Source organism: Brevundimonas sp. FV1ps31S (genome assembly GCF_058681265.1).
The window spans coordinates 3,142,781-3,167,655 of sequence record NZ_CM178735.1 but is presented as its reverse complement, the minus strand read 5'-3'; the positions used below and the strand labels follow the sequence as shown (position 1 = coordinate 3,167,655).

At 67.8% G+C, this 24,875-nt stretch carries 25 protein-coding genes; 11 read left to right on the top strand and 14 right to left on the bottom strand.

Annotated elements, in window-relative coordinates; all coding sequences use genetic code 11:
- Positions 1 to 44 precede the first annotated feature (44 nt).
- A complete protein-coding gene (locus ACVPT3_RS15160; protein WP_492041683.1) occupies positions 45 to 383 on the bottom strand; it encodes a UrcA family protein in 339 nt (112 codons plus the stop codon).
- Between the two features lie 139 nt (positions 384 to 522).
- The gene (gene ppc / locus ACVPT3_RS15155) at positions 523 to 3,222 is read right to left on the bottom strand and encodes a phosphoenolpyruvate carboxylase (protein WP_492041682.1); all 2,700 of its coding nucleotides are present in this window, start codon (positions 3,220 to 3,222) and stop codon (positions 523 to 525) included.
- A 170-nt stretch (positions 3,223 to 3,392) separates the two neighbouring features.
- Between ppc and ACVPT3_RS15150 the strand changes: the two genes are divergently transcribed.
- Together ACVPT3_RS15150 and ACVPT3_RS15145 are read left to right on the top strand one after the other, a co-directional pair.
- Positions 3,393 to 4,583, top strand: coding sequence for a divergent polysaccharide deacetylase family protein (locus ACVPT3_RS15150; protein WP_492043836.1), 1,191 nt, complete (start codon positions 3,393 to 3,395; stop codon positions 4,581 to 4,583).
- Positions 4,583 to 5,071 carry an RNA pyrophosphohydrolase gene (locus ACVPT3_RS15145; protein ID WP_492041681.1) on the top strand — a complete coding sequence of 163 codons (489 nt, stop codon included), beginning with the start codon at positions 4,583 to 4,585 and terminating at the stop codon, positions 5,069 to 5,071. The genes ACVPT3_RS15150 and ACVPT3_RS15145 overlap by 1 nt, the downstream gene beginning before the upstream one ends.
- Before the next feature lie 45 nt (positions 5,072 to 5,116).
- Here the strand turns inward: ACVPT3_RS15145 and ACVPT3_RS15140 are convergent, their stop codons facing one another.
- Positions 5,117 to 5,605 (bottom strand): Hsp20 family protein, encoded by a 489-nt coding sequence (locus ACVPT3_RS15140; RefSeq protein ID WP_492041680.1) that lies wholly within the window; start codon positions 5,603 to 5,605, stop codon positions 5,117 to 5,119.
- A 256-nt stretch (positions 5,606 to 5,861) separates the two neighbouring features.
- On the opposite strand from ACVPT3_RS15140, the gene ACVPT3_RS15135 reads away from it, so the two are divergent.
- The 3 genes from ACVPT3_RS15135 to ACVPT3_RS15125 all read left to right on the top strand — a co-directional run bounded on the left by ACVPT3_RS15135 (position 5,862) and on the right by ACVPT3_RS15125 (position 8,734).
- On the top strand, positions 5,862 to 6,671 hold the full coding sequence (locus tag ACVPT3_RS15135; protein WP_492041679.1) for a class I SAM-dependent methyltransferase: 810 nt from the start codon (positions 5,862 to 5,864) through the stop codon (positions 6,669 to 6,671).
- A gap of 90 nt (positions 6,672 to 6,761) precedes the next feature.
- Complete coding sequence (locus ACVPT3_RS15130; RefSeq protein ID WP_492041678.1) at positions 6,762 to 7,685, top strand: class I SAM-dependent methyltransferase; 924 nt, start codon at positions 6,762 to 6,764, stop codon at positions 7,683 to 7,685.
- The gene (locus ACVPT3_RS15125) at positions 7,682 to 8,734 is read left to right on the top strand and encodes an alpha/beta fold hydrolase (RefSeq protein WP_492041677.1); all 1,053 of its coding nucleotides are present in this window, start codon (positions 7,682 to 7,684) and stop codon (positions 8,732 to 8,734) included. The genes ACVPT3_RS15130 and ACVPT3_RS15125 overlap by 4 nt, the downstream gene beginning before the upstream one ends.
- 33 nt (positions 8,735 to 8,767) lie before the next feature.
- Here the strand turns inward: ACVPT3_RS15125 and ACVPT3_RS15120 are convergent, their stop codons facing one another.
- The 4 genes from ACVPT3_RS15120 to ACVPT3_RS15105 all read right to left on the bottom strand — a co-directional run bounded on the left by ACVPT3_RS15120 (position 8,768) and on the right by ACVPT3_RS15105 (position 13,215).
- Positions 8,768 to 10,063, bottom strand: coding sequence for a surface lipoprotein assembly modifier (locus tag ACVPT3_RS15120; RefSeq protein WP_492041676.1), 1,296 nt, complete (start codon positions 10,061 to 10,063; stop codon positions 8,768 to 8,770).
- A 35-nt stretch (positions 10,064 to 10,098) separates the two neighbouring features.
- Positions 10,099 to 11,847 (bottom strand): transferrin-binding protein-like solute binding protein, encoded by a 1,749-nt coding sequence (locus tag ACVPT3_RS15115; protein ID WP_492041675.1) that lies wholly within the window; start codon positions 11,845 to 11,847, stop codon positions 10,099 to 10,101.
- Positions 11,848 to 11,974: 127 nt separating this feature from the next.
- Positions 11,975 to 12,760, bottom strand: coding sequence for a histidinol-phosphatase (gene hisN, locus ACVPT3_RS15110; RefSeq protein WP_492041674.1), 786 nt, complete (start codon positions 12,758 to 12,760; stop codon positions 11,975 to 11,977).
- 56 nt (positions 12,761 to 12,816) lie between these two features.
- Positions 12,817 to 13,215, bottom strand: a complete 399-nt coding sequence (locus ACVPT3_RS15105) for a helix-turn-helix domain-containing protein (protein ID WP_492041673.1) — start codon at positions 13,213 to 13,215, stop codon at positions 12,817 to 12,819.
- A gap of 171 nt (positions 13,216 to 13,386) precedes the next feature.
- On the opposite strand from ACVPT3_RS15105, the gene ACVPT3_RS15100 reads away from it, so the two are divergent.
- The gene (locus tag ACVPT3_RS15100; RefSeq protein ID WP_271165335.1) at positions 13,387 to 13,629 is read left to right on the top strand and encodes a GlsB/YeaQ/YmgE family stress response membrane protein; all 243 of its coding nucleotides are present in this window, start codon (positions 13,387 to 13,389) and stop codon (positions 13,627 to 13,629) included.
- 337 nt (positions 13,630 to 13,966) lie between these two features.
- On the opposite strand, the gene ACVPT3_RS15095 is transcribed toward ACVPT3_RS15100, so the two are convergent.
- Positions 13,967 to 14,482, bottom strand: coding sequence for a hypothetical protein (locus ACVPT3_RS15095; protein ID WP_492041672.1), 516 nt, complete (start codon positions 14,480 to 14,482; stop codon positions 13,967 to 13,969).
- 157 nt (positions 14,483 to 14,639) lie between these two features.
- On the opposite strand from ACVPT3_RS15095, the gene ACVPT3_RS15090 reads away from it, so the two are divergent.
- Together ACVPT3_RS15090 and ACVPT3_RS15085 are read left to right on the top strand one after the other, a co-directional pair.
- A complete protein-coding gene (locus tag ACVPT3_RS15090) occupies positions 14,640 to 16,298 on the top strand; it encodes a GNAT family N-acetyltransferase (protein ID WP_492041671.1) in 1,659 nt (552 codons plus the stop codon).
- A gap of 36 nt (positions 16,299 to 16,334) precedes the next feature.
- Positions 16,335 to 17,504: a kynureninase/PvdN C-terminal domain-containing protein gene (locus tag ACVPT3_RS15085; RefSeq protein ID WP_492041670.1), complete on the top strand. Its 1,170-nt coding sequence runs from the start codon at positions 16,335 to 16,337 to the stop codon at positions 17,502 to 17,504.
- Here ACVPT3_RS15085 and ACVPT3_RS15080 read toward each other — a convergent pair.
- From ACVPT3_RS15080 to ACVPT3_RS15070, 3 genes are all read right to left on the bottom strand, one after another.
- A complete protein-coding gene (locus ACVPT3_RS15080) occupies positions 17,501 to 18,400 on the bottom strand; it encodes a hypothetical protein (protein WP_492041669.1) in 900 nt (299 codons plus the stop codon). The genes ACVPT3_RS15085 and ACVPT3_RS15080 overlap by 4 nt on opposite strands.
- Before the next feature lie 134 nt (positions 18,401 to 18,534).
- Complete coding sequence (gene obgE / locus ACVPT3_RS15075; protein WP_492041668.1) at positions 18,535 to 19,581, bottom strand: GTPase ObgE; 1,047 nt, start codon at positions 19,579 to 19,581, stop codon at positions 18,535 to 18,537.
- Between the two features lie 50 nt (positions 19,582 to 19,631).
- Complete coding sequence (locus ACVPT3_RS15070; RefSeq protein ID WP_492041667.1) at positions 19,632 to 19,943, bottom strand: energy transducer TonB; 312 nt, start codon at positions 19,941 to 19,943, stop codon at positions 19,632 to 19,634.
- Positions 19,944 to 20,081: 138 nt separating this feature from the next.
- Between ACVPT3_RS15070 and ACVPT3_RS15065 the strand changes: the two genes are divergently transcribed.
- Positions 20,082 to 20,870 carry a hypothetical protein gene (locus ACVPT3_RS15065; RefSeq protein ID WP_492041666.1) on the top strand — a complete coding sequence of 263 codons (789 nt, stop codon included), beginning with the start codon at positions 20,082 to 20,084 and terminating at the stop codon, positions 20,868 to 20,870.
- A gap of 1 nt (position 20,871) precedes the next feature.
- Here the strand turns inward: ACVPT3_RS15065 and ald are convergent, their stop codons facing one another.
- Positions 20,872 to 21,990, bottom strand: coding sequence for an alanine dehydrogenase (ald, locus tag ACVPT3_RS15060; RefSeq protein ID WP_492041665.1), 1,119 nt, complete (start codon positions 21,988 to 21,990; stop codon positions 20,872 to 20,874).
- A gap of 147 nt (positions 21,991 to 22,137) precedes the next feature.
- Here ald and ACVPT3_RS15055 point away from each other — a divergent pair, with 147 nt between their 5' ends.
- Together ACVPT3_RS15055 and ACVPT3_RS15050 are read left to right on the top strand one after the other, a co-directional pair.
- Complete coding sequence (locus ACVPT3_RS15055; RefSeq protein ID WP_492027246.1) at positions 22,138 to 22,614, top strand: Lrp/AsnC family transcriptional regulator; 477 nt, start codon at positions 22,138 to 22,140, stop codon at positions 22,612 to 22,614.
- A gap of 45 nt (positions 22,615 to 22,659) precedes the next feature.
- Positions 22,660 to 23,154 carry a hypothetical protein gene (locus tag ACVPT3_RS15050; RefSeq protein WP_492041664.1) on the top strand — a complete coding sequence of 165 codons (495 nt, stop codon included), beginning with the start codon at positions 22,660 to 22,662 and terminating at the stop codon, positions 23,152 to 23,154.
- A gap of 2 nt (positions 23,155 to 23,156) precedes the next feature.
- Here the strand turns inward: ACVPT3_RS15050 and ACVPT3_RS15045 are convergent, their stop codons facing one another.
- Together ACVPT3_RS15045 and ACVPT3_RS15040 are read right to left on the bottom strand one after the other, a co-directional pair.
- Positions 23,157 to 24,611 carry an NAD-dependent succinate-semialdehyde dehydrogenase gene (locus ACVPT3_RS15045; RefSeq protein ID WP_492041663.1) on the bottom strand — a complete coding sequence of 485 codons (1,455 nt, stop codon included), beginning with the start codon at positions 24,609 to 24,611 and terminating at the stop codon, positions 23,157 to 23,159.
- A 90-nt stretch (positions 24,612 to 24,701) separates the two neighbouring features.
- Positions 24,702 to 24,839, bottom strand: coding sequence for an entericidin A/B family lipoprotein (locus tag ACVPT3_RS15040; protein ID WP_492041662.1), 138 nt, complete (start codon positions 24,837 to 24,839; stop codon positions 24,702 to 24,704).
- Between the last annotated feature and the right edge of the window lie 36 nt (positions 24,840 to 24,875).

The window sequence follows — 24,875 nt, the reverse complement described above, 5'->3', positions numbered from 1 at the left end:
CCGTCGCGGCGAAGGGCGGCGTGCGCCCTTCGCCGGTCTGAGGATCAGCTGTTGGCGAACAGGCCGACGACCTGGGCGACCTGACGGGCGTCGCGCGGGGCGCGGGCGTAGTCGATCTGGCGCGAACGCGGCAGTTGACGCATCGCCTCGGCGCGAACGGCCGAACGGCAGGCCTGGGTGCGCGCGATGCGGCTGCCGGTGACGGTGAAGTCGCGGCACAGGCTGCCGGCGACCTGCTCGACACGGGCGTCGAAGGCGGCGGCGCCGGCCGCCGACGATAGGTCGAGATCGCCGAAGGCGATGCGGGCGTCGTTGTTCTGAGCCAGGGCGGGGGACACGGACAGGACGGCGACGGCGAAGAGAACGGGGGAGAGAACCTTCATCGCTTTGCTCCTAAAGAGAAAGATAATCGCTCGAAACGGCGACGAAGGCGCAATACGCGTGTTGTGTAACAGCTCAATGAGGGTTCAGCCGCCGATCCAAGACAGGCGGGTTAAATCGGCGTCATGGTTGTGGCTTCAATCAGCCGCTGTTGCGCAGGCCCGCCGCTACGCCGTTGATGGCCAGCAATATGCCTTCTCGCACACGCGGATCCTCGTCGCCGGCGCGGCGGCGGCGGATCAGTTCGATCTGCACGTGGTTCAGCGGCTCTACATAGGGCATCCGCAGCCGGATCAGACGGTCCAGCTCCGGCTGGCCGCCCAGCAGCTTGTCATGGCCGGTGATGGCCAGGATGGCGTCGTGGGTTCTCTGCCATTCGTCGCGGATCTCGCCGTAGATACGCGCCGCCAGCGAGGCGTCAGGCACCAGGGTGGCGTAGCGACGGGCTATGGTCATGTCCGACTTGGCCATGACCATCTCCATGTTCTGGACCAGCGTCTTGAAGAAGGGCCAGGCCTCGGCCATGGCCTTCAGCTCGCCCATGTCCCGCCCCTCGACCGCCGAGCCGAAGCCGAACCAGCCGGGCAGCATGACCCGGCTCTGGGACCAGCTGAACACCCAGGGAATGGCGCGCAGATCCTCGATCCGGGGCGAAGCGGTGCGCGACGACGGGCGCGAACCGATCTTCAGGTCGGCGATCTCGGCGATGGGGGTAGCGGCGCGGTAATAGTCGACGAAGCCGTCGGTCTCATAGACCAGCTTGCGATAGGCGGCCATCGACCGGGCCGACAGGTCCGACAGGGTGGCCCCGTGTTCGGCGGTGAAGACATGATCCTTGCCCTGGCCCAATGAGGCCAGCACCGCGCCGCAGGTCAGGGCGTCCAGATTGCGCAGGGCGATCTCCGGCTCGCCGTATTTGTTGGCGATGACCTCGCCCTGTTCGGTGGTGCGGATCCGGCCCTGGACCGTGCCCTCCGGCTGGGCCAGGACCCCGGCGAAGGACGAGCCCCCGCCGCGTCCGACCGTGCCGCCGCGCCCGTGGAACAGCTGCAGCTTCAGGCCGGCGGCCTGCGTCACCTCGACCAGGGCGCGCGAGGCCTCGTGCAGCTCCCAGCCCGAGGTCAGATAGGAACCGTCCTTGTTGGAGTCCGAATAGCCGATCATGACCTCCTGCACGCCCCGCGCCTTGGCCACGGCCAGGGCGGACGGTTCCTTCAGCAGCCGTTCGAGGGTGGGGCGCGAGGCGCGCAGGTCCTCGATGGTCTCGAACAGGGGGGCGGCCTGGATCGGGCAGGCGGCGGGATCATCATGACGATAGAGGCCGACCTCCTTGAGCAGCAGATAGACCTCCAGCAGGTCCGAGGCCGCATCGGTCTTGGACACGATATGGGTGCGGATGGCCTGGGGTCCGAAGGCGGCCAGGGCGGCGGCGGCGGCCTGGAGGATGCCGCGCTCCTTCAGGGTCTCGGCGGCATAGTCGGCATAGGGGCTGAACAACTGGCGCGGCGAGGCCAGTTCGGCCGCCAGCACCGCCAGCCGCCCCTCTTCGTCCAGGGCCGAATAGTCGGCGCACACCCCGGCCGTCTTCAGCAGATCGGCGACGACCCGTTCGTGGACGTCGGAGTTCTGGCGCAGGTCCAGGGTCGCCATATGGAAGCCGAAGATCTCGACAGCCGTGATCAGATCGCTCAGCCGGTCATTGGCGAAGACGCCCCCGTGGTGGTTCACCAGGCTATCGTGCAGGATCCGCAGATCGGCCTCGAAGGCGTCCGGGCCGGGATAGGGATCAGCCGCGACGACGGCGCGGCGCGGCGGCGGGGTTCCGCCTCGCGCCTCATAGGTGGCGGCCAGACGCGCGTAGACCCCGGTCAGGGCCCGGCGATAGGGCTCGTCGGCGCGCTGGGGCGAGGGGTCGTGGGCGGCGTCGGCCAAGGCGGCCAGTTCGGGCGAGACCTGGGCCAGTTCGGCGGCCAGGCTGAGTTCCGCCCCCAGGGCGTGCGCCTCTTCCAGATAGAAGCCCAGCACCGCGCGCGACTGGGTGCGGAAGGCGGCGGCCAGCACCGTTCCATCGACGTTCGGATTGCCGTCGCGGTCGCCGCCGACCCAGGTGCCGACCCGCATGAAGGGCTGAAGCGTCGGCGCCTCCAGCAGGCGACGCCAGGCCGACAGCTGCTTCGGCGCGACCCGCAGGAAGATGCGATCCAGGAAGGAGACGACCGTGTCGATCTCGTCCTGCACCACCAGTCCCTGGGTGCGGACCAGGCGGGTGGCCCACAGGATGACGATCTGGCGGCGCAGCGGCTCGTTGATCAGGGCCGGCGAACAGGCGTCTCCGGCCTTGTCGCAGGCGTCCAGCATGTCGGAAATGGCGGCGATCCGGTCGATGACGCTCTTGCGCCGCACCTCGGACGGGTGGGCGGTCAGCACCGGCGAGACCAGGGCTTCCTCCAGCAGGGCGCGCACCGCCGCCTTGTCCACCTTCTGCTCGGCCAGCCGCTGCAGGGCGCCTTCGGGCGTGTCGGGGCGGGCGCCGGCGACGGCCTGGCCCTGGGCGCGACGGCGGGTGGCCCGGTCCTCGGCGATATTGGCCAGAAGGGAGAACAGGGCGAAGCCGTGCGCCAGGCCGGCGGCCTGGTCGACCGACATGGTCGTCAACAGCTTCTCCAGCCGCTTGGCCGGGTGGGAGGCCGGGTCCCGGTGATAGGCCACCGAGGCCTGACGCACGGCCTCGACATGATCGAACAGGGCCTCGCCGCCCTCCTGACGAATGACGTCGCCCAGTATGCCGCCCAGCAGTCGAACTTCTTCGCGCAGGGTGTCGTCGGCGGCGGGCGTCATCATGGGCTTGTCCTAGGCGGGAGCGGGGAGACGGCCATGTGAAAGCGCCGAAACGCCGCCGTCAACGCACGATCCATGACAACGGCCGATAGGCGCATTCATGGTGAACGGCCGTTAGGCTTTCTTAACCGGCGCAGTGCGAGGATGGGATCGAAGGATTCCGCCCAGTGTCCATGTTCGCCAAACGCCAGTCCGCTCTCGCCGCCGCCGCCGGCTCCCCACCCGCGGCGCGTGGAAAACCGAGCCTGAAGCCCGTCGTCGCCGTGCTGAAGAAGCCGCCGGTGATCGCCGGCCTGGCCGGCCTGTTCCTGCTCTCCACCGGCGCCCTGTTCCTGACCGTGCTGGGCGATCCGCATGCGGGCACGCCCTCGGCCCGTATCGCCCTGCACCGCGAAGAGGCGGCGGCCGCGCCGGCGCCGACCGGGTTCGAGGCCTTCTCCATGGGCGCCATGGGCCTTTATCAGGATCTGACCGGAACAGGCGATCCCTCCGGCGCAGCAGGCGGCGAAGCCGTGATCACCCTGCCTGACGGCGCCACTGTCGCGGGCGGGGCCAGCTATAGCGCGCCCGTCCAGGCGGCGTCTCCGCTGGCCAAGGCGCCGATCGCCGGCCTGTCCCAGCCCGGCCCCAGCGGCCCTCTGCCGATCATCGCGCCCGACGGCCGCGTCCCGGCCCAGGCCTATGCCCGGCCGTTCCGCTCAAACGGCAAGCCGCGCGTGGCCCTGATTGTCGGCGGCCTGGGGCTGAACGCCGTCACCACCCGCGCGGCCATCGAACGCCTGCCGCCCGAGGTGACCCTCAGCTTCGTCCCCTATGCCGACAATCTCCAGTCCTGGATCGACCAGGCCCGCGCCCAGGGCCACGAGGTCATGCTGGAAATGCCGATGGAGCCCAGCGGCTATCCGGACAACGACCCCGGCCCCTTCACCCTTCTGGCCAGCGGCGGCCCCGACGACGTCCAGGCCAAGATGGACTGGCTGCTGGGCCGCGCTGTCGGCTATTTCGGCGTGACCAACTATCTGGGCGACCGGTTCGCGACCTCGGACACGGGGATGAACGCCTTCCTCTCGACCCTGCGCCAGCGGGGGATCGCCTTCCTCGACGACGGCTCGTTCCAGCGCCGTCCCGGCGCCTGGGCCCGCGCCAGCGCCGACAAGGTCATCGACCAGACCCAGTCCCCCGCCGCCATCATCGCCGCCCTCAACAGTCTGGAAGCCCAGGCCAAGCTGCGCGGCTCGGCCCTGGGGACCGGCTTCTCCTATCCGGTGACGGTCGAGGCCGCCGCCCGCTGGACCGCCGGTCTGGAACAGCGCGGTCTGCAACTGGCTCCGGCGTCCGCCATGACCCTGCGGCCCGGCCGGTAATGACCGACCTCAGTCTGTACCGCCCCAATGTCGGGGTCGTGCTGTTCAACGCCGACGGCCTAGTCTGGTACGGCCGCCGCCACGCCACGCCCGGCCCGCATAACTGGCAGTTTCCGCAAGGCGGGGTGGACGAGGGCGAGGATCTGACGGCCGCCGCCTTGCGCGAACTGAAGGAAGAGACCGGCGTGACCTCGGTCGAATTCCTGGCGCGGACCGACGACTGGATTCTGTACGACTTCCCGCCCGAGGCGATGAACAACGCTAAGGCCTGGCGCGGCTTCGTCGGCCAGCGCCAGCAATGGTTCGCCTTCCGCTTCACCGGTCAGGACGGCGAGATCGACCTGCAAGCCGACGACGAGATCGAGTTCGACGCCTGGCGATGGGGCGCCCTGTCCGAGGCCTGCGACCTGATCGTGCCGTTCAAACGCCCGGCCTATGAACAGGTGGTCGCCGCCTTCGCGCATCTGGCGGCCCAAAAGTCGGCATAAAAAAGGGCGGCGCGAACGCCGCCCTTTCCAGTTCGGATGGACCGATCAGGCCGCTTTGGCCTTGTCCGTCTTGGTCTTGTCGGCTTGGCCTTCGATCAGCGGCTGGGCGCCGCCGATCTCGATGCGGCGGGGCTTCAGCGCCTCGGGCAGTTCGCGCTTCAGCGAAATCGACAGCAGGCCGTTGACCAGATTGGCCTCAGTCACGACCACATAGTCGGCCAGCTGGAAGCGGCGCTCGAAATCGCGCTCGGCCAGGCCGCGGTGCAGATAGGTCTTCTGCGCCTCGGCGTCGTCATTGGCGGTCTTGCGGCCGGTGACGGTCAGCAGGTTTTCCTTCACCTCGATATTCAGCTCGTCGGGAGAGAAACCGGCGACGGCGATCTCGATGCGATAGGCGTTCTCGCCCGTGGTCTCGATGTTGTAGGGCGGATAGCCGCCGTCCTGGCTGGTCCGCGCGGCGGTTTCCAGCAGATTGGCCAGTCGGTCGAAACCGACGGCCGAACGGTACAGCGGGGTGAAATCATAGGTACGCATCAGCATCCTCCTGAGGATCAGCAAGGTTGAGCCGCCCGGCGGTTTGCCCGGACGGTTGGGGTTCAGCCCGGCGACCCGAAATCGGCGCCGTCGGTCTGGAGAGCCCGGAACCGGCGCTCTCGAGAGATGAAATGGGATGCGCCGAACGGGCGTCAAGGGGGCGGCCATGCGCGACCAATCCCCGCGTCTCACGATCGTCATTTGCGCCGGCCGCTGCACCCCGTATTGAAGATCACCCCGGATGAAGGAACCCCCCATGCGTCTCGCCGCACTCGGCCTCGCCGCCCTGCTGTCGACCGTCGCCGTAACGACGGCCGCAGCCCAGTCCTCGACCGCCCCTGCGAACGGCGCCTGGACGCCGCCGCGCTCGGCCCTGTCCAGCGCCATCCCGACGCTCGCCGAGGACACGGCGCTGCAAGCCGCTGTCGCCGCCGAGACCCGTCCCGCCGCCGACCGCGCCCGCGACGCCGCCCGCCATCCGTACGAGGCCCTGACCTTCTGGGGCCTGACGCCGGGCATGACGGTGGTCGAGATCGAGCCGGGCGGCGCCAGCTGGTGGCGGCATATCCTGGAGCCCTATGCGGCGGCGACCGGCGGCCGCTATGTCGGCGTCAACCGTCCGCTGGAGAGCATGGGGGTCGAGCCCGGCTCGGCCGACTTCATCCTGGTGGCCCGGGCCTTCCACAACTGGTCGCGCGACGGCCGCACCGAACCCTATATGAAGGCCTTCTTCGCCGCCCTGAAGCCCGGCGGGATCCTGGCCGTGGAACAACACCGCAGCGCCGAGGGCCTGAACGTCGCCGACGTCGCCTCGACCGGCTATGTGCCCGAAAGCTATGTGATCCACGAAGCCCAGGACGCCGGCTTCGTGCTCGAGGCCCGCAGCGAGTTGAACGCCAACCCCAGGGACGACCACGACCACCCGTTCGGCGTCTGGACCCTGCCGCCGGTGCGTCAGTCCCAGGCCCGCGACGGCAGCGGCGCCCTTACGCCGGACCAGCGCGCGGCCTTCGACGCCATCGGCGAGAGCGACCGCATGACCCTGCGGTTCCGCAAGCCGGAATAGTCCGGTTTTGACCCGAGCGGCGAACCTGCTTATGCCCGTTCGACCAAGGTTTGCCGGACGCGGGGCCCGGCGTTCCTAGGGGGTGTTTTGATGGCTGAACTTTCTGCGAAATCCAGCGGCCTGTCGCGCCGGTTTCTGCTGTCCGGCGCGACCGGACTGGCCCTGACCGGGGCCCTGACCGGGATGGCGGCCTGCGGACGCAAGAAGGACGCCGCCCCCGAGGCCCCGCCCGCGCCCGCCGGCCCGCCCGAGGGCTCGCTGGAGTGGGCTGTCGCCGGCCCCTGGCGCGCCCAGGACCGGCCGCGCGACGCCTTCCGCCATCCGATGGAGACCCTGCGCTTCTTCGGCCTGCAACCGGCGATGACGGTGGTGGAGTTCTGGCCGGGCAGCGGCTGGTACACGGAAATACTCGCCCCCTATCTGGCGCGCGGCAAGGGCGTCTATGTCGCGGCCCTGTTCCCCGAAGGCCCGATGGCGGATCCGGCCCAGGCGGCCCTGAACGCCGCCTTCCAGACCCGGTTCAGCGCCGACAAGAAACTGTACGGCGAGCCCCAGTTCACCACCTTCGGCGCCGCATCCGGCCCGGTGACGCCGGCGGGGACGGCCGACCTGTGCCTGTTCCTGCGCACCCTGCATGGCTGGATGGCCGCCGGGATCGCGGAAAAGGCCTTCTCCGACGCCTTCGCCGCCCTGAAGCCCGGCGGGGTCCTGGGAATCGAACAGCACCGGCTGGCCCCGGAAGAGGATCAGGATCCGGTCGCCGCCAACGGCTATGTCCAGGAGGCCTTCGTCAAACAGCTGGCGGCCGAGGCCGGCTTCGTCTTCGTCGCCGCCTCCGAGATCAACGCCAACGACAAGGACACCAAGGACCATCCGTTCGGGGTCGACACCCTGCCGCCGATGCGTCTGACCGCCCCCCGGGGCGAGCCCGCCGACCCCACGTTCGACCGATCCAAGTTCGAAGAGATCGGCGAAAGCGACCGCATGACCTTGAAGTTCAGGAAGCCCGAGTGAACCGCGCCCAAGCCTTCGCCGCCAATGCGCCCTTGATGGGAGTCCCCGGCGCCTCTTCGCCTCCGGGCGGAAAGGGCGACTGGTATCGCGGCGCCGGCGGCATGCGCCTGCGCGCCGCCCTCTGGACGCCGTCGCACCTGACCGCCGAACAGCCGCGCGGCACGGTGGTGCTCAGCCCCGGCCGCACCGAGCCGATCGAGAAATATTTCGAGGTCATCGGCAATTTCCTGGCGCGCGGCTGGTGCGTCCTGGCCCACGACTGGCGCGGCCAGGGCCTGTCGGCCCGCCTCCTGCCCGACCGGCTCAAGGGCCACGCCCGCGCGGTCGAGGAATTCCTCGATGACTACGGCCGCCTGCTGGACGCCTTCGAAAGCCAGTGCCCCAAGCCCTGGGTCATGGTCGGCCATTCGATGGGCGCCTGCCTGAACCTGCTGACGCTGGAAGCCGGCGAGACCCGGTTCGCCGGCGCGATCCTGTCCAGCCCCATGCTGCGGATCAAGACCGGCAAACGCTCGATGTGGTCCGTCAAGCTGGCGGTGCGCTGGAACATCCGTCACGGCCACGCCGGCGACTATATCCTGGGCGACCCGGACGACCCGTTCGACCACACCTTCGCCGAGGACGCCCTGACCTCGGACGAGACCCGTTACGAGATGTGGCGCCAGCAGCTGTACGCCTGCCCCCACCTGGCCATCGGCGGCCCCACCTACGGCTGGCTGGCCTTCGCCCTCGACGCCGGCGAGCGCGCGCTGAAGCCCAAGGCCCTGAAGGCGGTCAAGATTCCTGTCGCCTTCGTCCAGGCCGACGCCGACGACGTAGTGTGGAAACAGACCAGCCGCTGGGCCGCCAAACGCCTGGGCCGCGGCCGCTATGTCGAGGTCCCCGGCGCCAAGCACGAAGTCATCATGGAAGCCGACCCCATGCGCGCCGTCTTCCTCGACGAGTTCGACGCCATGGCCGACTACGTCTCGCCGCTGAAGGGCGCGACGGCCGTCGATCCGTCGGCGAGGATTGAGGACGTGACGGAAGCGGCGCCGTCGGTCGCCTAGGCGCTCGCGGCGACAGAGCCGAGGGGCAGGCGTTCAGAACGCCCGAGTAAAGCCGATCTCCATGGCCAGGCGGCTGTAGTCGTAAATCCCCACCGTCGAGCTATTCTCCTCGAAGGTGGCTCGGACGATGGGCGCCAGTTCGGCGACGGTCAGGCTTCTAAACGTTACGCCGGCCTTCGCCGTGACCAGCCACTCTTCCCGGCGCTCGGGGAAGAGGAACAGGCGGTCGTCGCCGACCGTCCGCCGAAGGCCGGTCGAGACGAAGACGGCGCCCCAGCGCATGTCTTTCCAGGCGCCCACGGTGAAGCCGCCGCCCCAGGTCGCATAGCCGGGATCTTCTGCGGTCTGGCGGGTCGTCGAGGCGTTGAGCGTCAGTCCCGAGGTGGCGCTGACAGCTCGTTCATAGGATATCGAGACATCGTACAGCTCTCCGTCCTGAAGAGAATTCTGGTCGTAGGTGGCGGCCCCAGCACTGGCCGAGGTCACGATCTGGGACCTGGCGTCGATCATATGAACCCAGTCGACGGCGAGGGTCCGGGTTCGGGCATAGGCTTCGCCGCCGAACCAGCGTCGGGTCTGTCCGATTGAAGGACTGAACCGATCCTTTCGGCCGCGCCACTCGACTCCGATCAAGGCTGAGGCCGACACGTCGTTGAAGCGATCGTCGCCATAGAGGTTGGCCAGTCCCGCGACGCGCGGAAGCAAGGAGAGGCTGGGGCTCAGAGGCAGTTTGGCGAACCCCTGGCCGGCGGCTCTTGCTCCGAGGCCTGACTGCGCGCGCGCATCGTCCGACAGGATGAGCGGGGCGATGATGGTGTCCAGGGTGCGGGCCTGGGTCGCCCGATTGATGTTGCTGTCCGGCGCGAGGCTCAGTTCCAACGAACCGCCGAATCTTTGCGGAGACCGCAAGGCGGCGGCGAATTGCTCGACCATCGGCGCGGCGTCCGCCGGAATCCCGGCCGCCTGAGCCTGCCTCAGCTCTCTGCGCGCGTCGTTCTCGAGGCCCAGGGCCGCAAGCATCCGCGCCAGTTCGAGCCGAGCGGCGAGCGCGTCGGGCTTTTCGTTCAGCAAGGCTCGGAAAGCCTGGGCGGCTTCCGCAAGGCGGCCCAGGTCCGCCAGCATCAGGCCCTTGCGGTAGCGCGCCTCCGCGCGGACGTCGGCGTCGGCGTCCTGAGCCAAGGCGTCATAGGCGGCGACAGCGTCGGCTACGGCTCCGGCCTGGCGTCGCGTCTCCGCAAGTTGGAACACCTGAGCGGCTGAAAGCCCTTCGACGACGTCCTGGGCGCGAAGCGGCGTCGCGACCAGCAGTGCGCTGATCGCGAAGAGCATGCCTCTGCGCCAGGCGCGTGGAATACGGAGCGGAATCACCGCCGACGTGCGATCGTCGCTCCGCCGATCTGAGTACGCCCTGCCTGAACGCTCTCCGGTACGAAGATATTGAAATCACCGCCGATCTCTTCGCCGGTTGGCCCATAGAAGCGTGTGACGAGTTCTCCGGCCGCTGCGCCCCCCTGAGTTAGGCCGACGGTGGTCCCCGTGGTTGTGCTGCTTAGCCGGCCCGCAAAATCGTACCGTCCGAAGTCGACCGTGCCGCTGCTGCTACGACCGTTCAGCGTCAGGTCGCCTGAATAGGTTTGCCCGCTGAAATCGACGTTGAAAACCGAAGTTCCGCGGACATCGTACTCCACGCCGCTGGCGGCGTTCGCCCCTGCGCCATAGACGACGCCCTCGTACCGCGCCGTTCCGGTTCGCGTCGTCAGCAGACCCACCGGCGTTTCAAGTCCATACACGAAGTGATGGTGCTGGCTGGTGGTCGCTATACCGGAGCGAACTGTGCTGCTCCAACGTCCCAGTGTCGAGTATGTCAGCGCCAGCTGGCTGTTGGAGGAGCCGACCTTGAACAGTTCCAAGCGTACCCCGGTGTCTCCAAAGGTTTTTTCGTAGACGGTAAAATTGGGGTCATCGGAGGCGACAATCGAGTTCACGGTGAAGTCGCCGCCAGCCATGTTGGATAGACCGGGACCAAAGGAGAAGTTGCCGCTTGTGCGGTCCTGAAGCTGCCCGATCATGCGGTAGGTCCAGAGTTGGTTCTCTGCGCGACCATCCACCTTATCAAGGAACAAGCCGGTCCCCTGCACATAGAACAATTGCGGCGTCACCATATCGGTCAGGGTCAGGTTGACGGCCGGGCCTGTGCCACGCTGTCCGGTGAAGCTGCCCGTGAACGACGCCCCGTCGCTGTTCGTCGCGCTGAAACTGGCGCCGATTTCCTCGGCGCCCGGTCCGTAGAACAGTCCCGATAGAGACCCGGTCAGCTTGGCGTTACGGCTGCCGGCCGTCACATTGCCCGAAAATTTTGGCTCGGTGCTGGACAGAGTCCCGGCGCCGATCAGCTCTATGCCGCCGCCGCTCACGCCAGAGCCCGTTATAAGCCCCGTCTCGGTCAGATAGGTCTGGGTCGAGAAGACGCCCGCCATGAAGTCCACGTCGAAATTGCCGCGGCCCTGAAGGACGCTGGGCTCAAATCCAGGCACAGACGACATGCCGAAGACGTCGATGGCGAAGTTTGCCCGTCCCGCCCGCGGCATGGCGGCGGCTGGCGTATTCAGGCCGTAGACGAAGGTTGCGAACTGATCGTTCTGCCGGTCGCCGACCGTGTTGGAACGTTGCCAGATCCCCATACCCACATATCGATTGCTGGTCTGGCTCGAATACGGCGTCGTCACCAGCGTAAGCCGGTCCTTGCCGGCGGAGCCTTCCTTCTGAAAGCGGGTTTCGCCAGTTGCGGTAGCGGTCACGTCGCCCGGCGCAAAAGTCTGGGTTCGGCCGGCGACTGAGACCGTGTAGCTCTTGGCGGAGGCGTCATATGAGACCGACAGGGTGTCGGCTGCGCCGCTGCTGTTTACCGTGGTGCCCGAGGTCAGATTGAACTCGTTATTGGCCGTTGCGGCCGGTCCGGTGAAGGTCTGATTGACCGTCAAGGCGGCGATGTTGCTGTTTGTGGGGGCGACAGGGGGAGTGACCACTCCTCCGCCGCTGCCGCCGCCTCCGCCGCCACAGGCTGTCAAAGTCGTCGCCGCCAAGGCGATCAACCCGGTTCGAATAAGACGCATACAATCCCCCATACGCTGCCCGGCATGTAGCGGGGGGCGTCTCGCCGGGTCAATCCACAACTGCGGGTAGACGGCAGGTTTTCATAATGGGCGGGGGCACGCGCCTTCGCCAGATTGGCTTCCGCTGCTATCCCGCCGCCCGCTTCAGCGTCACCAGCGCCTGATCGATCAGCCGCTCATCCCCGACGGCCAGAATCTGCCCGCTGCCGTCCGGCGCCTCCCCGCGCCAGTTGACCACCCGGCCCCCGGCGGCCTCGATCACCGGGACCAGGGCGGACCAGTCCCAGGACTTCAGGCTGGTCTCGGCCACCAGGTCCATCTTGCCGGCCGCCACCATCGCATAGGCATAGGCGTCGCAGCCCAGGCGGGCCAGGCGGGCGGCGGCGCGGACCTGGGTCCAGGCGCCCCGTTCGGCGCCGTTGAAGATGTCGGGATCGGTGGTCGAGATGACGGCGTCGGTCAGGTGCTCGCACGACCGCACCGCCAGCGGCGTCTCGGTCTCTCCGCGCATCAGCCGGGCTCCGGACGGGCCGCCGATGAAAATCTCGTCCAGATAGGGCTGGGCTATCACGCCCACGGTCGGCTTGCCGCCCGTGCGCAGGGCGATCAGGGTGGTCCACAGCGGCAGGCCCGAGATGAAGGCTCGCGTGCCGTCGATGGGGTCCAGCACCCAGACGTGTTCGGCGTCCGGCCGGTCTTCGCCATATTCCTCGCCGATCACTCCATGATCGGGATAGCGGTCGGCGATCAGGCGACGGATCGCCGCCTCGGCCTGTTTGTCGGCCTCGGTCACCGGGTCGAAACCCGCCGCCCCGCCCTTGTCCTCATGCCCGATGTCCGAGCGGAAGAAGGGCAGGGTGACGCGCGCGGCTTCGTGCGCCAACTCCACCGCGAAGGATTCGAATTCGGTCATGGAGGGCTCTTAGCGCGGATCACCGCGCCGCGAGAACCCCAGGCGGCGACCTGATGTCAGGCCGCGACCTCATTGGCGTCGTGCAGGGACTTGGCCAGGTCCAGCAGGCGGCGGCGGGGCCGTTCGCCGAGCTGGTAATAGGCCTGGATCAGGTCGAGCGTCTCCTTGCGCGAGAACATCTCGCCAGGGGCCTGGCCCGCGTCCTTGCGCTCCAACGCCTCGTTCAACCCGTCGTAGAAATAACTGACCGGCGTCTCCAGGGCTTCGGCCAGCTGCCACAGGCGGGCGGCCGAGATGCGGTTGGCGCCGCATTCGTATTTCTGGATCTGCTGGAAGCGGATGCCGACCTGGACGGCCAGCTGCTGCTGGGTCAGGCCTAGCAGGCGACGACGGCGACGTAGGCGGCGACCCAGGTGAAGATCAATGTCGGTGGCCATGGCCTCCCAGCTCCTCATCTTAGGCCGTCCCGATGTGGGACGGCTCGCCTGCCAAGCCGCAAACCACGTGCCGAAGGTCGCGCGCGAGGGGAGTTACGCGGTTATTCGAACTCCGCTGACGCCGGTCGCAACCCAATTCCACTGGACGCATTTAGTCGACAGCTTGGCTTCTATTGGAAGGAATTTAGAATGGGCATTATCGCCTGGATCATCATCGGCATCGTCGCGGGCTGGCTCGCGGAACAAATCATGGGCCGCAATCACGGCCTGATCACCAATCTGATCGTCGGCGTCATCGGCGCCCTGATCGGCGGTTTCATCGCCAATGCACTGGGCTTCGCCTGGGGCGGCTGGATCGGTTCGACCATCGTGGCGACCATCGGCGCCATCATCCTCCTGTTCCTGCTGGGTCTGGTCAAGCGTCGCGCCTGATCGTCCAGCCGGACTGAAACGACGAAGGGGCGGCTCGCAAGAGCCGCCCCTTTTCGTATGGGACTCCGATCTTATCCATCGGTCCCAACCACGGGATCACAAGGCTTTCAGCCCCGTTCGCCCCCTTCAATCTCGCACGTCTTCGGGCGGGGCTACAATGACCCAGGGCGCGGACCCCCAGGGCGTGTTCGAGGCAGGCGGATCATGCAGCAGGCTGGCGGTTTGGCGGTTTGTCACCCTGTTTTTACGACAGGATGCAGCCGGACACGGAAAAGGCGGCCGGGACGGGTCCCGACCGCCTTGTCTCTATCGATCAGCGGGCCAGGCCCGCGAGGCGTCAGCCCTGCGGCTGGTCGCCGGTGGGCGGAGCCATGGGATCGCTGCTGCCCGAGGGATCGACCGGCTCGGCGTCCGGGCTGGTGGTCGGTTCGCCGCCGGGCGTCGCCGTCGGATCGGAGGCCGGGGGAGGCGTCGTCGACGGGGCAGGGGCGGGCGGAGCGCCGGCGATGGGTGCGGCGGCGTCGTATTCCGCCTTGGTGTACGCCACCACGACATTGGCGCCGTCCTGGCGGATGCCGTTTAGCGGAACGGCCCGCACCTGGCCGTCGGCGCCGCGAACTGTGAGTTCCTGCGCGCCCGAAGCATTGTTCTGGACTCCCTCCAGCGTGCCCAGCTCACCGTCCGGGCCGCGCACGGAGGCGCCCGGATTCAAGGACAGGCTCGGCTGGGCCGGGGCGGAGGCCGCTGGATCCTGGGTCGTCGGAGCGGTCGTCGTGGCGTCTTGCGCCAGGGCGGGCGAGGCGATCAGGAAGGCGGCGGCGGCGCTGGTCAGAATGGCGGTCTTGAAGCTCATTGGGGCTGTCCCGAGTTGCGCGAGCTCAGCGCCCGCACCAGCAAAACCCGCCATGTTACGGATTGTTTCTTGCGCCCCCAAATGACCTTGGATCTGCCCCGGTTGGACGATTCCTGGTCTATGATACGGCTATCGGGCCGAATCGGCAGGAGACGACTTGAACCGCCGCAACACCTATGTTCCCGGCCTTGTGCGCCGGCTCCTGGGCCTCGCCTACGAGCTGACGCCGCAGATTTTCGCCGTCCTCGCCTTCGGCGCGGGCGGCTTGATGCTGATGTCTGCGGTCACGCCGGAGTTCGACGGACGGCTGCGCCAGCTGACAGGCGTGGTCTCGCCGATCCTGATCGACCTGTCCCACTTTGTCGCCAGCATCGCCGGCTTCATGCTGATCCTTCTGTCGGCCGGCTTGTGGCGCCGCCGCCGCGGCGCCTACTGGGCCGCTCTGGCGGTCCTTGCGGTCGGCGCCGTCTTCTCGTTGCTGAAGGGGCTGGATTGGGAGGAGTCGATCGATCTGATGGTCGTCGCCGCCCTGCTGGCGCCGTGCCGCACCGCCTTCAACAGGCGATCCCGCCTCAGCGAACCCCTGCGGCCGGGGTGGCTGCTGCTGCTGATCGCCGTGGTGGCGTCGATGTTGTGGCTGGGGTTCTTCGCCTATCGCGACGTCGACTATTCGGACGAGCTCTGGTGGCGGTTCCTCGTAGACCGCCAGGCGTCGGGCTTCCTGCGGGCGGGTCTGGTCCTGTCGCTCTTGACCCTGCTGGTGGCGGGCCGGTCGTTGCTGAGCTCGCCCGGCGCCGACAGCCACGGCCCCGCCACGCCGGACGAGATCGAGCGTGCGCGCCTCGCCCTGGAAACGGCCGAACATGCGACGCCGGAAGCCTGGCTGGCCATGCTGGGCGACAAGGCCCTGCTGTTCAGCCCGTCGGGCCGCAGCTTCCTCGCCTACAGGGTCAGGGGCCGGCGATGGATCGCCATGGGCGAACCGGCAGGCCCGCCGGAAGAACGACAGGAACTGCTATGGAGCTTCGCCGAACTGGCCGACAGCTACGGCGGGGCGGCGGTCTTCTATTCCGTCGGGGAGCATATCCTCAGCGAACTGGCGACCATGGGCCTGGCCATGCGCAAGGTCGGCGAGACGGCGGTGATCCGCACCGGGTCCTTCACGACCGAGGGCAAGGGCAAGCAGAATCTTCGCACCGCCCTGAACCGGGCCGAGCGCGAGGGCGCCCGGTTCGAAGTCCTGCCCGCCGGCGCCGCCCAGGCGCTGGAGCCCGAGTTGAAGGGGGTTTCAGACGCCTGGATGGCCCTGCACAATGGCGCCGAGAAGGCGTTCTCCCTGGGCCGGTTCGATATTCACTATCTGAACCTGACCCCGCTGGCCGTCGTGCGACAGGGCGAACAGATCGTGGCCTTCGCCAATCTGCTGGTCACGCCGGGCGAGGCGGCGGTGGACCTGATGCGCTACACGCCCGACGCGCCGCATGGGGTCATGGACTATCTGTTTATCCGCTGCGTCCAGTGGGCCAAGGCCGAGCAGATCGCGACCTTCGACCTGGGCATGGCGCCCCTGGCCGGGCTGGAGGACCGTCGCGTCGCCCCCGTCTTCGCCCGTGTCGGCGCGCTGGTGTTCGAAGAAGGGGGGGCCTTGTACGGCTTCCAGGGCCTGCGCAGCTACAAGGCCAAGTTCGCGCCGGACTGGAAGGCCCGTTTCATCGCCGCCCCGGTCTCCACCCCCCTGCCTCTGGCCCTGCTGGACGTCGCCCTTCTGACCAGCGGCGGCTGGCTGGGGATGCTGGGGCTGCGAAAGGGGCGCTGATATCGACGCGCCTCCTCAAACCGGTATGCTGCGACCATGTCCTTCAAACCCCTCTTCTCACGCGCCCTGGCCGCCGCGCCCGACCGTCTGCACTTCGCCGCCCACAGCCATCATCTGTGGCCCGACGTCAGTTTCGAGGCCCAGCAGCAGGCCTGGCTGGACGCCAATCTGCACGCCGACCGCAAATGGGATCTGATCTTCGGCGAGGTCATTCCCCGCGCCCAGGCGGAGGTGGCGGCGGAGTTGGGCCTGCCCGATCCGAACAGCCTGATTTTCTCGTCCAACACCCACGACCTGCTGCTGCGGGTGTTTTCGGCCTTCGAGACCCGGCCGGTCCGAATCCTGTCGACGGACGGCGAATTCCATTCGTTCCGACGTCAGGCCGGCCGCTGGGAGGAGGCGGGTCAGGCCGTGGTCACCCGCGTGCCCCTGGCGCCCTTCGACACCTTTACGGAACGGTTCATGGCGGCGGCCCAGGCCGGCGGGCACGACTGGATCGTCGTCAGCCAGGTCTTCTTCCGCACCGGCGGGCTGTTCGACGCGATCGAGCCCCTGGCGGCCCTGGCCCGGCCCGAGGGGCCCTGGGTGCTGGTCGACGGCTATCACGGCTTCATGGCCACCCCGACCGACCTGTCGACCGTGGCGGACCGGATCTTCTATGTTGGCGGAGGCTACAAGTACGCCATGGCGGGCGAGGGCGCCTGTTTTCTCCACGCGCCGGACGGATTTGCGCCTCGGCCGGTCGTCACCGGCTGGTTCGCCGAGTTCGGGGATCTGTCGGGCCCGCCGGGCGGGGTTCAGTACCGGTCGGACGGCGGCCGGTTCTGGGGCGCGACCTTCGACAGCTCGGCCCTCTACCGGTTCAACGCTGCGCGCGCGATGCTGACCCAGGCCGGGCTGACGACCGCCGATGTCGCCGATCACAGTCGGGGGCTGGCCCAGCGCCTTCAGGACGCGGTCCAGGCGGGCAGGGCGGGGCTGCTCGGCGAAGCGGACATCCTCAATCCTGTCGCCGGCGAAGGCCCCCGCGCGCGCTTTCTGGCCCTGCGCCACGACGACGCCCCGACCTGGCGTGCAGCGCTGCTCGCGGCCGGGATCGTGACGGATGTCCGAGACGACGTGATCCGCTTCGGCTTCGGACTGTATCAGGACGCCGGGGACGTGGACCGGCTGATCGCCGCCTGCTGCAGTATCGGACGCCCCTAGAAGAAGGTGCTGTCTTCCTGCTTCTTGGCCACCGGCGCCGCGCGCGGCGCGGCGGGCGCGCTCTGGCCCGCAGGATTGGAGGAGGGCGCCGCCCCGGGAGCCGCTCCGGGCGCTTGGCCGTCCGCCGGCGCGACGCCAGGCAGGGCGGGATAGGGCAGGGGTGAAGGGGCCCCGCCGTCCGCCGTGGTCCCGTCGCCGGGAAGGGCTTCCATCGCCGGCCCATCGGCCCCTGCTTCCGCCTGACCGACCCGTTCCGGTGCGTTCAGATCGTCGCGGATGAAGGCCCAGGACCGGCTGTCGGCGCAGCCGCAGGCCTTCAGGAAACCGTCTCGGTCGCGCCAGAGGATCAACGGATAGGTGATCTGAACGCCCGCATCCCCGAGCAGGGCGGTCAGGCGAGCATCGAACTGGCGGCTGGCTTCGACCACGGCGGCGCGGGCCAGATTGCCGTCCGCCGGAGGAATGCCGGCCGCCGTCCACTGATGCGCCGGCGTCGCCGTCCAGCGCTGATACAGCGACCAGTCGCGCGTCAGCCACAGCTCCGCGATCGTGGCTCGTTCGGCGGCGGTGGACTGGGCCAGACCTTCCCGGTCAGGGCGGGCGAACACGATGATGCGCGGCTCGACCCCGGCGGCGCGAAGCTTTTCAACCTCTTCACGCTCATAACGCTGGGCGGAGGCGCTGTCGCGATAAGCGACGATATAGAGGGGCTGACCGCCGCCGCCGCCGGACACCCACGAGGCCTCGTCCAGCAGCTGCTGAATTTGCGCCTGATTGCGGCTGATCACGACCGGCTGGAACCGCGAGTAGAAGTTCCAGTAGGCCCAGTAGGCGACGCCTGCGAGCACCAGCCCGACGAGGGCAGCCAGGCCGGTCCATATCAACAGGCGACGCATCAGGCGTGGCTCCAGCTACACTATTGGGGCAGGGGAACGCATAGCACCGAAAATCGTCGTGCGCTTGATCGCCGGGCGACTTCGAAAGCGAAATCCGCCGGTGCGGTCCGCGCGTCACACCCCGCGCTTCGACGCTACGGCTGCCAACCCGAGGTCTGGTCCGTGTCACTGTCGCCGGCCAGGGCGCCTCGGGTCTTCTTCACCTCTGCCCAGGCGGCGCGCAGCAGGGCGGGCACGCCCTCGCCGGAGACGCCGGACACCAGCATGGGCCGGCGACCCGCGACGGCCTCCAGTTCAGCGGCCTTCTCCTCGCGGGCTTCAGGCGTCAGGGCGTCGATCTTGTTCAGGGCCAGAATCTCGGCCTTGTCGGCCAGGCCCTCGCCATAGGCCTCAAGCTCGCCCCGGATGATCCGATAGGCTTCAACCACATCGTCCTGGGTGCCGTCGATCAGATGGATCAGACTGGCCGAGCGTTCGACGTGACCCAGGAAGCGAGTGCCCAGGCCCGCGCCTTCGCTGGCGCCCTCGATCAGGCCGGGGATGTCGGCGATGACGAACCGCTCGGACGGCGACAGGTCCACCATCCCCAGGTTCGGCGCCAGGGTGGTGAAGGGATAGTCGGCGATCTTGGGCTTGGCGGCGCTGGCGGCCGCCAGGAAGGTGGACTTGCCCGCGTTCGGCAGACCCGCCAGACCGATATCGGCGATCAGCTTCAGCCGCAGCCAGATCCAGCGTTCCTGCCCGTCCTGGCCTGGGTTGGCGTAGGTCGGCGCCTGGTTGGTCGGGCCCTTGAAGCGGACATTGCCCCAACCGCCGTTGCCGCCCTTCAGCAGCAGTTCGATCTTGCCGGGCGTGTCCATGTCCAGGAGCACGGTCTCCTTGTCCTCGTCCAGCACCTGGGTGCCGACCGGCACCTTCAGATGCACGTCTTCGCCCTTGCCGCCGTGCATCTGGCGACCCTGGCCGTGGTGGCCGGTCTGGGCCTTGAAATGCTGCTGGTAGCGATAGTCGATCAGGGTGTTCAGCCCATCGACCGCCTCGATCCAGACATCGCCGCCCTTGCCGCCGTCGCCGCCGTCGGGGCCGCCGTTGGGAATGAATTTCTCGCGTCGAAACGACACGGAGCCCGCGCCGCCGTTGCCGGAGCGGATATAGATCTTGGCCTGGTCGAGGAACTTCATCGCGGGCTTATGCCGCAAGACGACGGCGAATTACAGGCGTGACCTTCGGTTCAGCGTGTCTCGAACGTCAGGGTGATTTCGCGCATCCCTGGCGGGCCGGATTGAGCCCTGCCTGTTCTGACCCCGCGCAGGGCCTCGCGGCCGAAACCCTGGCCGACCGGTGTCTCGGACACGATCAGGCAGTTGGTGGGGAGACCATTGGCCGTGAAGTCGCACCGGAGAACCACGACGCCGGATTTTACGCCGGTCTCAAGCGACTTGGCGGGCATTTCAATGCGGGGCGGGGTTTCCCAGACCACAGGCGGCGCCGAAGGCGTGGCCTGGGCGGTTGTCAGGGCGGCGAGAAGAGCGAACAGGATCATGCTTCAGAGCTAGATGACCGCTCCTGTCGTCGCAACCTGTCGTTTGCTGTCTGGCTTCCTTCCCGCGCCGTGGTGTTCATGGAGCATTAAGCGGTGCAGACGAGATTCTCGGTCATGAATGTGTCCGGCTCGACATCCATGACCACTGTCCTGGCCGAGGGCCGGGCCCAGCGCGAAAAACAGGCGCAGGAGCGCGCTGAGGCCAAGCTGCGCGATGCGCGCTCTGCTGTTGAAAGCTTGAAGCGGCGCAACAGCGCCGCCGCCAACGAGAGCCAGGAACGGCGCAAGGCGGCCGCCAAGCAGAAGATCGACCAGATCAAGGCTCGCATCCGCATGCTGCAGATGAGCGGCTCGGTCGATCCCAAGCTGCTGGCCCAGTTGGCGAAGGAGCTGAAGTCAGCGGTCAAGATGTACGGCGGGTCGAGTGGCGCGCCGGCGGAGACAGGCGCCAACGTCGGTTCTTCGGCGACTGCCGCCAATGCGGAGGCGGCGCCGTCGGCAGGCTCCGGCGTCGGCGCGGCCGAGACCGCGCCGACGGATACGCCCGTCGTGGCGGAGCCTCCCGCCCCGTCCGGGAACGAGGATGCGGAGGCGTCAGGGAGCGAGGGCGACGGCGAAAACGATCCTGAAACCACGAAGTCTGAAGACAATCCGTATCAGCGCATGGCTGCCCAAGCCCAGGCGCGCGCCGCTGAGCAGTCAAGACGCGGGGCGGCGCAGCAGGAAGATCGCGACTTCCTGTCGGACGTCCGCAATCTGGCGAACCAGATCAAGACCATGGCGAAACGGGCGCAGCACCAGGCCGAGACCGACCCCGCCCTGCGCCAGGACGCCGACGAGGCTGCGCACGCTGCAACCGAGGCCGTGCGGGCGGTCGAGAGCGCCGGCCGCGATCTGGGCGCGGCCGGGGTCTCCCTGACGGTCTAGATCAGCCGCGCGCCCAGACGCCGAACGGATCGCTCCATTCCAGGCCAAGGGCCTGGGCCACGGCCGGATAGGTGATCTCGCCCTTCAGCACGTTCAGGCCACGCGCCAGGTGGGGATCGGTCTTCAGGGCGTCCAGACCCTTGTCGGCCAAGGCCAGGCCGAAGGGCAGGGTGGCGTTGTTCAGCGCCTCGGAGCTGGTGCGCGGGGCGGCGCCCGGCATGTTGGCGACGCAATAGTGAACCACGCCGTCGATGACATAGGTCGGGTCCTCGTGGGTCGTCGCGTGCGAAGTCTCGAAACAACCGCCCTGGTCGATGGCCACGTCGATCAGCACCGATCCGGGCTTCATCGTCTTCAGATGTTCGCGCTTGACCAGTTTGGGAGCCGAGGCGCCCGGCACCAGGACGGCGCCGATCACCACGTCCGCCTTGACCAGCTCTTCCTCGATCGCGCCGATGGAGGAATAGCGGGTGATGACCCGGCCGCCGGTGATCTCGTCGATATAGGCCATGCGCGGGATCGACCGCTCCAGCACCACCACCTCGGCGCCCAGGCCCATGGCCATGCGGGCCGCGTTCAGCCCGACGACGCCGCCGCCCAGCACCAGCACCCGCGCCGGTGCCACGCCCGGCACGCCGCAGAACAGCAGACCCATGCCGCCGTTGTGCTTCAGCAGGGTCTCGGCGGCCGAGAAGACGGCGATCCGCCCCGCCACTTCCGACATGGGGGCCAGCAGCGGCAGGCCGCCGCGCGCGTCGGTGACGGTCTCATAGGCGATGGCGGCGCATTTCGACGCCAGCAGTCCCTTGGTTTGTTCCGGGTCGGGGGCCAGGTGCAGATAGGTGTAGAGGATCTGGTCCTCGCGAAGCATCTCCCACTCGACCTTCTGCGGCTCCTTGACCTTCACGATCATGTCGTTGTTCGCAAAGATCGTTGCGGCGTCGGCGACCAGGGTCGCGCCGGCCTTTTCATAGTCCGCGTCGGTGAAGCCGGCGCCCAGGCCTGCCCCGGCCTGGACCGAGACCTGATGGCCGTGGGCCACATATTCGCGCACCGCCGTCGGCGTCAGGCCCACCCGGTGTTCATTCTTCTTGATTTCGCTGGGAACGCCGACACGCATAGGGAGCCTCTCCGGAAATGGTGGGAGCGTCCGTCCCTGCGGGCGGATCGCCGTTCCTTCACATATAGCGCCGAGCCGGACGCAGAATCCTGTTCATTTCGTCACCTAATCGCCATAAATGCGCAGTCTCTGCGATGGAGTGAGCTAATGAAGACTGTTTCTGCCGTCGAAATTGACGGAACCGACAGGAAAATGCTCCGGCTGCTGCAGCAGGACGGCCGAATGACCAACGCCGATCTGGCGCGTCAGGTGGCCCTGTCCGAAAGCGCCTGTCTGCGTCGTTTGCGGGCGTTGGAGGCGGCGGGGGTGGTCGATCACTATGCCGCCGTGATCAGCGAACGCGCCGTGGGCCTCCCCATCAGCGTCTTCGTCACCGTCACCCTGTCGTCCCAGTCCGAGGCGGCTTTGAGCGCCTTCGAACAGGCGGTCGCCGCCGCGCCGGAGGTGATGGAATGCTATCTGATGACCGGGGGCGCAGACTATTTGCTGCGGCTGGTGGTGCGCGACGTCGATGATCTGGAACGGGTCCACGCCAAGACACTGACGCGGCTGCCCGGCGTCCACCGTGTCTCCTCCAGCGTGGCCATGCGGTCGGTAGTCAAGCGCGGGGTCTTGCCGGTCTGACCGGTGGTTCCCAGATCGAACGGCGACGCTTCGTTCGAGGATGACATGGATCGCGACGGTTTCATCTGGTTGGGTTTGACCCTGGGCCTTGCCATGATCGCTGCGCCGGGCGTCCTGGCGGGCGGAACGCCGCTTCTTCCGCTGTTTCTCGCCTGCGTCGGCCTGGCAAGCGCCCTTCATGCAGGCAGTCGTGGTCTGGTCGTGAACACGACCCTTCGGGTGATGTCGCGCGGCGCCCTGCGCACCGCGATCATCGTGATCGGTGCGGTGATGCTGTTTCAGCTTCTGCCGCTGGAGATGGCGCTGTTCATGGCTGGCGATGTGCTGGCCTATGTCGAGGTGCTGGCGGCCGTCGGCCTGATCGCGGCGAACGCCCGCGTCCGGGTCATTCGCGGGATGGTCGGCTCGAAGGCGGATCAATGGCGCGCCTCAGTCCGGCGTCGGATACGCTATCGCACGACACGCCCCCCGCGTCCTTCGGCCCGGCGCCGCCCGGCGTCGTCGGATGACGACCCGGCGGCCGGTTGGGCCCTTGCCTGACCCTACCTCAACGCCAGGGTCACCGTCTTCACGTCCACATACTCATCTATGCCGTGGATCGAGCCTTCGCGGCCATAGCCGGACTGTTTGACCCCGCCGAACGGGGCGACGGCGGTTGAGATCAGGCCGGTGTTGACCCCGCACATGCCCGCCTCGATGCGGCGGCTGAACCGCATCGCCCGGTCCAGGTCGCGGGTGAACAGATACGACGCCAGGCCGAACTCGCTGGCGTTGGCCTTCTCCAGAACCTCGTCCTCGCTGTCGAAGGGGAAGACCGGGATCATCGGGCCGAAGGTCTCTTCCTCGCGAAACAGTTCATCGTTTCCGCCCAGGGTCACGGTCGGCTGGAAGAAACGGCCGCCCAGTTCATGACGTGACCCGCCGGTCAGCACTCGGCCGGCGTCGGCCTTCACCGCCGCGACATGCTTCTCGACCTTGTCGATGGCCTTGTCCTCGATCAGCGGGCCGACCTTGACGCCATCGTCGAAGGCCGGGCCGACCTTGATCTTCGCCACCTGGGCCGCGAGCTTCTCGGCATAGGCCTCAGACACCGACCGTTCGACATAGACCCGGTTCGGACAGACGCAGGTCTGGCCCGAGTTGCGGAACTTGCCCTTGATGGTCTCAGCCACCGCCAGATCCAGATCCGCGTCGGCGAAGACGATCAGGGGCGCGGCGCCGCCCAGCTCCATCGACACCCGCTTCAGCGTTGGAGCGCACTGTTCGGCCAGCTTCCGACCCACCCCGGTCGACCCCGTGAAGGACAGTTTGCGGATCAGGGGGCTTTCCGTCAGCACCTTGCCGATCACCGAGGCCTCGCCCGTCACGATCGACAGAGCCCCGACCGGCAGGCCCGCCTGATAGGCCAGCTCGGCCAGGGCGATGGCCGTGAAGGGGGTCTGGCTGGCCGGCTTGACCACGGCGGTGCAGCCGGCCGCGAAGGCCGGTCCCAGTTTGCGGGTCAGCATGGCGGCCGGGAAGTTCCACGGCGTAATCAGCGCGCACGGCCCCACCGCCTCGCGATAGGTCAGCAGCAGATGGCCCAGCGGGCTGTCCTGGGTCTCGCCGATCAGCCGCTCGGCTTCTCCGGCGAACCATTTGATGAAGCCGTTGGCATAGACAACCTCGCCCTTGGCCTCCTCGAACGGCTTGCCGTTCTCCAGCGCCATCAGGGCGCCGAGGCCCTCGACATTCTCTTCGATCAGCTCGGCCCATTTTCTCAGGAAGGCGGCGCGTTTGTGCGGATCCGAGCGGGACCAGTCAGGGAAGGCGTCGGCTGCGGCCTGGATGGCGCGTTCGGTCTCGGCGGCGCCCAAGTTGGGAACATGGCCGATGATCTCTCCCGTCGCAGGATCGTCAACCGCGATCCCTCCGCCGTTGGCCGGCGCCGGCTCGCCGGCGATCAGCGCGTGCTGGCGAAGCAGGGCAAGGCCGGCGTTCCGGGCGGTCTGGTTCACGGAAATCTCCTGATGAGGTCCTGAAACGAACAAGGCCCCGACGATGCGGGGCCTTGCAAGTGTCGATCATGCGGCCATAGCCGCAAACGATCAGTTCTTGGCGTCTTGAGCAGCGCTCGAAACGGCCGAGCCGGCAGCCTGGGTGTCACGACCCACGCCTTCGACCGTGTTGCAGGCGGCAGTGGTCAGGGCGGCGGCGGCGGCGACCAGTACGAAAATCTTGCGCATGAGAAAGCTCCGGTTGAGCCGACATGGGAGTCTGTC

What these genes read in the sequence shown, in the direction of transcription:
- ACVPT3_RS15115 (WP_492041675.1), bottom strand. Translation starts at nt 11,847, where the DNA reads ATGCGTCTTATTCGAACCGGGTTGATCGCCTTGGCGGCGACGACTTTG.
- ACVPT3_RS15080 (WP_492041669.1), bottom strand. Translation starts at nt 18,400, where the DNA reads ATGCGTCGCCTGTTGATATGGACCGGCCTGGCTGCCCTCGTCGGGCTG.
- ACVPT3_RS15150 (WP_492043836.1), top strand. Translation starts at nt 3,393, where the DNA reads ATGTTCGCCAAACGCCAGTCCGCTCTCGCCGCCGCCGCCGGCTCCCCA.
- obgE (WP_492041668.1), bottom strand. Translation starts at nt 19,581, where the DNA reads ATGAAGTTCCTCGACCAGGCCAAGATCTATATCCGCTCCGGCAACGGC.
- ACVPT3_RS15050 (WP_492041664.1), top strand. Translation starts at nt 22,660, where the DNA reads ATGGATCGCGACGGTTTCATCTGGTTGGGTTTGACCCTGGGCCTTGCC.
- ACVPT3_RS15130 (WP_492041678.1), top strand. Translation starts at nt 6,762, where the DNA reads ATGGCTGAACTTTCTGCGAAATCCAGCGGCCTGTCGCGCCGGTTTCTG.
- ACVPT3_RS15160 (WP_492041683.1), bottom strand. Translation starts at nt 383, where the DNA reads ATGAAGGTTCTCTCCCCCGTTCTCTTCGCCGTCGCCGTCCTGTCCGTG.
- ACVPT3_RS15085 (WP_492041670.1), top strand. Translation starts at nt 16,335, where the DNA reads ATGTCCTTCAAACCCCTCTTCTCACGCGCCCTGGCCGCCGCGCCCGAC.
- ACVPT3_RS15070 (WP_492041667.1), bottom strand. Translation starts at nt 19,943, where the DNA reads ATGATCCTGTTCGCTCTTCTCGCCGCCCTGACAACCGCCCAGGCCACG.
- ppc (WP_492041682.1), bottom strand. Translation starts at nt 3,222, where the DNA reads ATGATGACGCCCGCCGCCGACGACACCCTGCGCGAAGAAGTTCGACTG.
- ACVPT3_RS15135 (WP_492041679.1), top strand. Translation starts at nt 5,862, where the DNA reads ATGCGTCTCGCCGCACTCGGCCTCGCCGCCCTGCTGTCGACCGTCGCC.
- ACVPT3_RS15040 (WP_492041662.1), bottom strand. Translation starts at nt 24,839, where the DNA reads ATGCGCAAGATTTTCGTACTGGTCGCCGCCGCCGCCGCCCTGACCACT.
- ACVPT3_RS15145 (WP_492041681.1), top strand. Translation starts at nt 4,583, where the DNA reads ATGACCGACCTCAGTCTGTACCGCCCCAATGTCGGGGTCGTGCTGTTC.
- ACVPT3_RS15065 (WP_492041666.1), top strand. Translation starts at nt 20,082, where the DNA reads ATGACCACTGTCCTGGCCGAGGGCCGGGCCCAGCGCGAAAAACAGGCG.
- hisN (WP_492041674.1), bottom strand. Translation starts at nt 12,760, where the DNA reads ATGACCGAATTCGAATCCTTCGCGGTGGAGTTGGCGCACGAAGCCGCG.
- ACVPT3_RS15095 (WP_492041672.1), bottom strand. Translation starts at nt 14,482, where the DNA reads ATGAGCTTCAAGACCGCCATTCTGACCAGCGCCGCCGCCGCCTTCCTG.
- ACVPT3_RS15100 (WP_271165335.1), top strand. Translation starts at nt 13,387, where the DNA reads ATGGGCATTATCGCCTGGATCATCATCGGCATCGTCGCGGGCTGGCTC.
- ACVPT3_RS15055 (WP_492027246.1), top strand. Translation starts at nt 22,138, where the DNA reads ATGAAGACTGTTTCTGCCGTCGAAATTGACGGAACCGACAGGAAAATG.
- ACVPT3_RS15140 (WP_492041680.1), bottom strand. Translation starts at nt 5,605, where the DNA reads ATGCGTACCTATGATTTCACCCCGCTGTACCGTTCGGCCGTCGGTTTC.
- ACVPT3_RS15120 (WP_492041676.1), bottom strand. Translation starts at nt 10,063, where the DNA reads ATGCTCTTCGCGATCAGCGCACTGCTGGTCGCGACGCCGCTTCGCGCC.
- ACVPT3_RS15105 (WP_492041673.1), bottom strand. Translation starts at nt 13,215, where the DNA reads ATGAGGAGCTGGGAGGCCATGGCCACCGACATTGATCTTCACCTGGGT.
- ald (WP_492041665.1), bottom strand. Translation starts at nt 21,990, where the DNA reads ATGCGTGTCGGCGTTCCCAGCGAAATCAAGAAGAATGAACACCGGGTG.